8 protein-coding genes and 2 pseudogenes are annotated in these 6,326 nt (G+C 69.6%); 4 read left to right on the top strand and 6 right to left on the bottom strand.

Features of this window, described 5'->3' with window-relative positions:
* The first annotated feature begins 124 nt into the window (after positions 1 to 124).
* Entirely contained in the window at positions 125 to 247 is a 123-nt protein-coding gene (locus ACFPZI_RS00335; RefSeq protein WP_381356518.1) for a hypothetical protein, read from the top strand.
* A pseudogene (locus ACFPZI_RS00340) lies at positions 190 to 459 on the top strand (hypothetical protein); the annotation flags it as partial. The gene ACFPZI_RS00335 and the pseudogene ACFPZI_RS00340, both read left to right, overlap by 58 nt.
* A gap of 108 nt (positions 460 to 567) precedes the next feature.
* On the opposite strand, the gene ACFPZI_RS00345 reads toward ACFPZI_RS00340, so the two are convergent.
* The gene (locus ACFPZI_RS00345) at positions 568 to 1,764 is read right to left on the bottom strand and encodes an RNA-guided endonuclease InsQ/TnpB family protein (protein ID WP_381356500.1); all 1,197 of its coding nucleotides are present in this window, start codon (positions 1,762 to 1,764) and stop codon (positions 568 to 570) included.
* Between the two features lie 155 nt (positions 1,765 to 1,919).
* Between ACFPZI_RS00345 and ACFPZI_RS00350 the strand changes: the two genes are divergently transcribed.
* Positions 1,920 to 2,474 (top strand): DUF2231 domain-containing protein, encoded by a 555-nt coding sequence (locus ACFPZI_RS00350; protein ID WP_381356502.1) that lies wholly within the window; start codon positions 1,920 to 1,922, stop codon positions 2,472 to 2,474.
* A gap of 106 nt (positions 2,475 to 2,580) precedes the next feature.
* Here the strand turns inward: ACFPZI_RS00350 and ACFPZI_RS00355 are convergent, their stop codons facing one another.
* Complete coding sequence (locus ACFPZI_RS00355) at positions 2,581 to 3,552, bottom strand: ferritin family protein (protein ID WP_381356504.1); 972 nt, start codon at positions 3,550 to 3,552, stop codon at positions 2,581 to 2,583.
* 465 nt (positions 3,553 to 4,017) lie between these two features.
* On the opposite strand from ACFPZI_RS00355, the gene ACFPZI_RS00360 reads away from it, so the two are divergent.
* Positions 4,018 to 4,557 (top strand): GNAT family N-acetyltransferase, encoded by a 540-nt coding sequence (locus ACFPZI_RS00360; protein WP_381356507.1) that lies wholly within the window; start codon positions 4,018 to 4,020, stop codon positions 4,555 to 4,557.
* Between the two features lie 32 nt (positions 4,558 to 4,589).
* Here the strand turns inward: ACFPZI_RS00360 and ACFPZI_RS00365 are convergent.
* From ACFPZI_RS00365 to ACFPZI_RS00380, 4 genes and pseudogenes are all read right to left on the bottom strand, one after another.
* Positions 4,590 to 5,069 (bottom strand): annotated as a pseudogene (locus ACFPZI_RS00365) (recombinase family protein); the annotation flags it as partial.
* Between the two features lie 100 nt (positions 5,070 to 5,169).
* A complete protein-coding gene (locus tag ACFPZI_RS00370) occupies positions 5,170 to 5,706 on the bottom strand; it encodes an AAA family ATPase (RefSeq protein ID WP_381356516.1) in 537 nt (178 codons plus the stop codon).
* 6 nt (positions 5,707 to 5,712) lie between these two features.
* Positions 5,713 to 6,057 (bottom strand): hypothetical protein, encoded by a 345-nt coding sequence (locus ACFPZI_RS00375; RefSeq protein ID WP_381356510.1) that lies wholly within the window; start codon positions 6,055 to 6,057, stop codon positions 5,713 to 5,715.
* A 3-nt stretch (positions 6,058 to 6,060) separates the two neighbouring features.
* Positions 6,061 to 6,255, bottom strand: a complete 195-nt coding sequence (locus ACFPZI_RS00380; protein WP_381356513.1) for a hypothetical protein — start codon at positions 6,253 to 6,255, stop codon at positions 6,061 to 6,063.
* Between the last annotated feature and the right edge of the window lie 71 nt (positions 6,256 to 6,326).

Raw genomic sequence — 6,326 nt, forward strand, 5'->3', positions numbered from 1 at the left:
CCAGCACGCTCGACGCAAGCCCGCGCCCTGCGGAGCCGGTGTGGGCGGGTGCCGAAGACGGGTAGAAGCCGTGTAGAAGGAACGCCGGGCCGAGGGTGGCACGGCAAAGATGGAGGGACGGAGCATGGGGGTTCAGAGCTCGACGCTGCACGGGGTGAGGATCGTCGAGAGCACGTCCACTCACGTCGGCTGGACACTGCTGCGGCTCGCCTCGTACATAGCCTTCCCGTGCGGGCAGTTGTGTTGAAGGCGTTCGGCTTCCTCCCCGACATCATCCGCACCGACCTCCAGCCGGCGCTCGACGCGCGCGGCGGGTTCGACGAGGTGGCCTTCCGGGGCGGGGCCAAGCCGCCGACCACCCTGCGCGTCCGTCTCGAGGCGATCTGGACGACCAACTCCACCCTCAACGCGCCGGACGAGTACGGCCTCACCATCCGACGCCGCTCCCCGCGCACGGACTCATACGCTCAGCAGTTCCCGAAACGGTATGTATTGTGACGAATGCCCCTTGCCTGCTCGTCGGAAGAGACCTCTTGACTTCCTCCCCCTCGTGAACGAGGGGGATTCCTACGGCTCGCGCCGTGGGGGTTTCTGCTTCGCCGCCGACCGCCCGCCCGGAGAACTCCGTTGAGGTCTTACACCGGCTCCACAGACAGACACGGCCAGCCCGGCCGCCAGAAGGTTCTTCGCCGCGTTCACGTCCCGGTCGTGGACCGTGCCGCACTCACAGGTCCAGGCGCGGACATGCAGCGGCATCTTCTTCTGCAAGGTGCCGCAGGCGGAGCACAACCTGGAGGAGGGGAAGAAGCGGTCGACCGCGATGGCTTCCCGCCCGTACCAGGCCGCCTTGTACTCCAGCATGGAGCGGAACTCGCTCCAGCCCGCGTCGGAGATGGCCCGGGCGAGCGTGTGATTCTTGACCATGTTGCGCACGGTCAGGTCCTCGATCACGAGCGTTTGGTTCTCACGCACGAGTCGAGTGGTCAGCTTGTGCAGCAGGTCCCGGCGCCGGTCGGCGATCCGGGCGTAGATCTTCGCGACCCTGATCCGGGCCTTGCGCCGGTTGGCTCCGTCCCCTTTGGCCTTCTTCGCCAGAGCCCGCTGGGCCTTGGCGAGAGGGGTACGGTCGCGGCGCTCGTGTCTCGGGTTGGCGATCTTCTCGCCGGTGGAGAGGGTCAGCAGGTGATCGAGGCCGACGTCGACGCCGACCGCCGTATCCGCGGCGGGCAGCGGTTGCACGGTCGGGTCCTCGCACAGCAGCGACACGAACCAGCGCCCGGCCGCGTCCTGCGACACGGTCACCGTGGAGGGCGTCGCCCCCTCGGGGAGCGGACGGGACCACACGAGGTCCAGCGGCTCGGCCATTTTCGCCAGCGTCAGCCTCCCCTCGCGGAAGCGGAAACCGCTGGTGGTGTACTCGGCGGACTTGCGGGACTTCTTCCGGCTCTTGAAGCGGGGGTACTGGGACCGCTTGCCGAAAAAGTTGGTGAACGCGTTCTGCAGGTGGCGCAGCGTCTGCTGCAACGGCACGGAGGACACGTCGTTGAGGTAGGCGAGTTCCCCGGTCTTCTTCCACGCGGTCAGCATGGCCGAGGTGGCGTTGTAGTTGACCCGCTCCTGTCGCGCCCACGCCTCGGTACGGGCGGCGAGGGCCATGTTGTAGACCTTGCGCACGCAGCCGAACGTGCGCGACAGCTCCGCCGCCTGCGCACCGGTCGGATGGAAGCGGTACTTGAAGGCCCGCTTCACGCACGTCGTGGTCACGCTCACAAACTAGCGTCACTGCGACTCAAGCCCAAATCCGCGGGTCAGAGCACCGCGATCCGCCCTGACGGCGCATCGCCGCCCGTTGCCCCGCTCCGCAGGAACTTCATTTCCTCCCCCCGGCTGAAGCCGGGGGTATCCACGAAGGAGGCCAGATGAATGTCGGGCTGATCAACGGCCTTCCCGGCCATCCCCTCTTCGTGCACGGTGCGGTGGTGCTGGTCCCGCTGACCGCGTTGGCGCTCGTGGTCTGTGCGCTGTGGTCTTCGGCGGCACGCAGGCTCAACTGGCTGCTGCCGGGCATGGGGCTGGTCCCTCTCGTCCTGGTTGTCCTGGCCACCGAAGCCGGTGAGTGGCTGGAGGAACGGGTGCAGGAAAGTGCGCTGGTGGAGGAGCACGCCGAGCTGGGACCCGGTCTCACTCCGTGGGCGATCACCCTGTTCGTGCTGACGGTCGCCGTCTGGCTGCTCGGCCGCGTCGGCCCTCGCCGGGAAGGGGAGCACAGCGGGGAGGCCGACCGGCCCGCCGAGGGCGGGACGGCCGGCGTGGCCCGGCTGGCCTCTTCTGTTCCGGCGCGCGTCGCGGTATCGGTGATCGCCCTGGTCGTGGCCGTCGGCGCGGTCATCCAGGTGTACCGGATCGGTGACTCGGGCGCGAAGGCGACCTGGCAGGACAGTTTCTCGACCAGCCGCTCCGGCGACGGGCGGTGACACGGCAACAGCCGCGCCCAGAGGCAGTCCGGCCTGTATGAGGCGTCGGACGGCCGGACTGCCTCACGTGATGCGTGCGGCCGGTCTCCGGGCGCGGCCAGGGCGATCAGCGCAGTTGGTCGAGTGCCTTCTGGAAGGCGGCGGCGTGCCGGGCCTCGTCCGCGGCGGTGTCACGGAAGAAGCGGGCGGTGGCGGTGTCGCCGACGGCGGTGGCCCGCTGAGCGAACCCCGGGTACACGGTGGTCGCCTCGTTGCGCTCCCCGGCGATGGCCTTGCCCAGGTTGTCCCTGGTGCTGCGCACCAGGCCGGCCTGGACCGCTTCGCCGGCGAAGTGCTCCCGCAGTTCGACCTCGGCCGTGCCCTCCCACAGGCGGGCCAGCGCGGGATTGCCGGTCTGCATGGCGTGGGCGGCGAAGAGCATGTACTTGGCGTGGGCGAGCGCCTCGCCGTGCATGGCGGTGTCGAGGTTGGCCTTGGTGCGGGCGGCCTTCACCTTCGGCAGCCCGGCGGGCACCGGCACCATGTCGGCCTTCGGCGGAGCCGGGACGGTGCCGCGGCCGGTGGTCACGACCGTCAGCGCGGTGCGGAAGGCGTCGCGGTGGCGGCCCTCGTCCGCGGCGATCTCGGTGAACAGCTCTGCGGCCTTGAGGTCTCCGTCCTTGCGGGCCTGGTCGGCGAAGCCGCGGTACATGACCTGGTGCTCGTAGGTCTCGCCGTCGATGGCCTGGCGCAGGTTGGCCGCGTTCGTGCCGACCATACCGGCGAGGGTGGCCGCCTCGCGCAGGTGCTCGTGCAACTCGGTTTGCGCCGTGGTGCGGAAGAGCTGGCCGACGGCCGGAAGGCCCTGGCGGTCGGCCTCGGCGGCGAAGAGATCGTAGGAGACGTGGGCGAACGCCTCGCCCTTCAGGGCGGTGGCCAGGTCGGCGAGCGTCTGCGCGTGGGGAGCCCGGGTGCCGGTGTGCGGGCTCGGGGGCGCTCCTCCGGCCGGGGCGGCAAGGGCCAGGGCCGGCACCGTCGGTGAGACCGCGGTCAGCGCGCACAGGCTCATGACGAGCGTACGTATCGAGTGGCGGAACACGTTGTCCTCCTTCAGGGGCTGCCGGGTGGCAACGCCCATCCCACATACGACCCGCGCTCATGCTCCACCGCCCCTTCACTTAACCCTTTCGAGTGAACACGCACGGTGATATTACTCTGTCTGCGGCCGCCTCCACGGCTGCTTCAGCTCCACCGGCCCCGCAGGCGCAGGAAGCCCGGTCACCGCGTTCTCCGGCTCAGCGCGCCGCGGCCCCGGGCGGTCTCACCCGCACCTCGTCGCCACCGGTGGACAGGTCCTCGCTTCGCCGTCGAGAACCGCTCCCCTTCAAGCCGCTGCTCCCCCGTGTCGTCAAGGCGTCGCAGGCCGCCACGCGGGTCAGGACTGTGCCACAGCCCGCCGGCATGGCAGCCAGCGCCGAATCTTCAGCGGTATCTGACGCCGCGGCCGTGGCTTTGTCCGGGAGTTGTGAAAGCGCGTTTAAGGGCGCGCGATAGGTTGCCCGCCATGACTGAACTAGGGTCCGTCACCTGGCCACCTGTCCCGATCAAGACCGAGCGGCTCGTGCTCCGCGAGCCCGAGGCCCGGGACCGCGCAGCGTTCATCGAGCTGCTGGCGTCGCCAGAGGTGCACACCTACCTCGGCGGTCCCCGGCCGCGAGACGAGCTTGAGCGCGAGATGCCCGGGGCGCCCGAGCAGTGGCCCGGGAGTTTCGTCGTTGATCTCGGCGGGGCGATGATCGGCCAGATCCTGCTTGGGAGAACAACGGGCCACCGTCGCCCGGCTGCCGCGGGGAAGGCCGATCTCGGCTACCTGTTCCTGCCGCGAGCGTGGGGATTCGGGTACGCCGCCGAGGCGTGCGCGGCGGCACTCGACTGGTTCGACGGCGTCCTTCCCGGCGAGCCGGTGGTGCTCACCACCCAGACCGCCAACGTCGGCTCGATGCGCCTCGCGGCAAAGCTGGGGTTCACCGAGGTAGAGCGGTTCCAGGCCTGGGACGCCGAGCAGTGGCTCGGCCTGCGGTCCCCGGTCACGCCGTCCGCTTGAGCCCGTGCTCGAAAGGGGTGGTGTGCCGGCCGTCAGTCCTCGTCGTCCTCGACGGTGTCCGGGGGCTGCCGTACGAGGCGGTAGATGGTCGATGTTGCGGCCTTGAACATGGCGGCGATGCTGGGGACGGGGTGGCCCCCAGCCTGCATCTGGCGTGCGAGATCTGCCTGTTCGGGGGTGAGCTTGGGAGGGGACCCAAGACGTTGTCCGCGAGCACGGGCAGCAGTTTGTCCCTCGGTCGTGACTTCGGCGATCCATGCGGCTTGGAGTTGCAGGGTGGCGTCGACGGCGCGGATGACGAGGTCGCCGTCGGGCGCGGTGGTGTCGATCGGCTCTTCCAGGGAGCGCAGTCCGACGCGTGCGTCGTCGAGCTGGTGGAGCAGGTCGTGCAGGTTGCGCAGGCCGGCGGCGAACCTGGAGAGCCGCACGATGACGATGCGGTCGCCGGGACGGACGTGCCGGAAGGCTGTGTCCCGGGCCGGTCGCGGACCGGTGGTGCGGTGGGTGATGTCGAGGAAGACAGTGTGGCACCCGGCGGCGAGGAGAGCACCGGCCTCGGCGGGGCGGGGTCGCGCAGGGTGGAGAGCCCGTAGCCGATGAGGCGGGCGGCCATTACAGGACTCCGACGACGAGGGATTCGCGGGCGGTCTCCACGACTTCGGCGGTGACGGTCGACAGCTGGTTGATGTCCATCACGCGCTCGATCTGCGCGACGAGGCGGCTGGTGAGCCGGAAGTTTCCGCTGGTGATCCGGGTGATGGTGGCGACGGCTTCGGCGGTGGTGAAGTCGCCGAGGTCGTTCAGGGCGAGATGGGGCCAGTGCCGGGCGGTGACGAGGTGCTGTTCGTTCGGGGAGAGCGGCCGGTAGTGGTGGACGAAGCCGACGCGACTGTAGAGCTGGGGGTAGCGGGCGAGGCTCTTCTCGATGCCGGGCATGCCGATGAGGACCACGCCGACGCCGGTGCGGTCGTAGTGGTCCCGGAGCTGTTCCAGGCTCGGGGTCTTGAGGCGGTCGGCTTCGTCGACGACGAGGAGTTCGGTGTTGCGGGCGGATCGTGTCGTGAAGTGCGCTGCCGTGTCCGGTCCGCCGAGGCCGCCGTCGTGGACGAGCTGGACGGCGTAGTTGAGGCGGTCCTGGTAGAAGGTAATCGCCTTCTACACGCTGCGTGGGGTGTCGTAGACCTCTGACGTGTAGACGACGGTCCGCGCCGTCAGCGCGCTCTCGGGAACAGGGCGTCCGTCGATCAGGGTGAACTCGTCCAGGTACGGGGCGACCTCGTCCCAGCCCGCGTAGTGGCGGGCGGAGAGGGTCTTTCCGACGCCGGGAGGTCCGTAGCACAGGCCGATGTAGCGGTCCCGGCGTACGGCGTCGGCGAATTCGGTGAAGCGCCGGTGTTCCTTGGTGATGACGAACGGGGCCGGGACGGAGACGTCCGGCTCGGGCGGAGTGCGGACCTCGTCATCGTCGGCCTGGTGGTGCCCTGCGTCGGGGCCGTTCATGGTCTACTCCTCCCGGTAGCGGCGCAGTTTGGGCCGGGAACCCTCGGGCTCGGGCGGCGGTTCCTGGGCGAGTGGGTCGGGGGTGGCGTGGACGGCCAGGAGGCGGTCGACAACGCTGGTGCGCTGTCTGAGGGTGCCGGTCAGTTCGCGGCGGCGGGCGTTGCGGGCCGTGGTGATGTCCTTAGCTTTAGAACTCATTGGCAGGCGGTGGCCTGCGCACCCAGATAGCCTGAGCTGCCTCGTACTTCAGTCAGAAGGTGCCGCGCGTT

The sequence above is a fragment of the Streptomyces chlorus genome (genome assembly GCF_042655885.1).
GTDB classification, from domain to species: Bacteria; Actinomycetota; Actinomycetes; order Streptomycetales; family Streptomycetaceae; genus Streptomyces; species Streptomyces chlorus.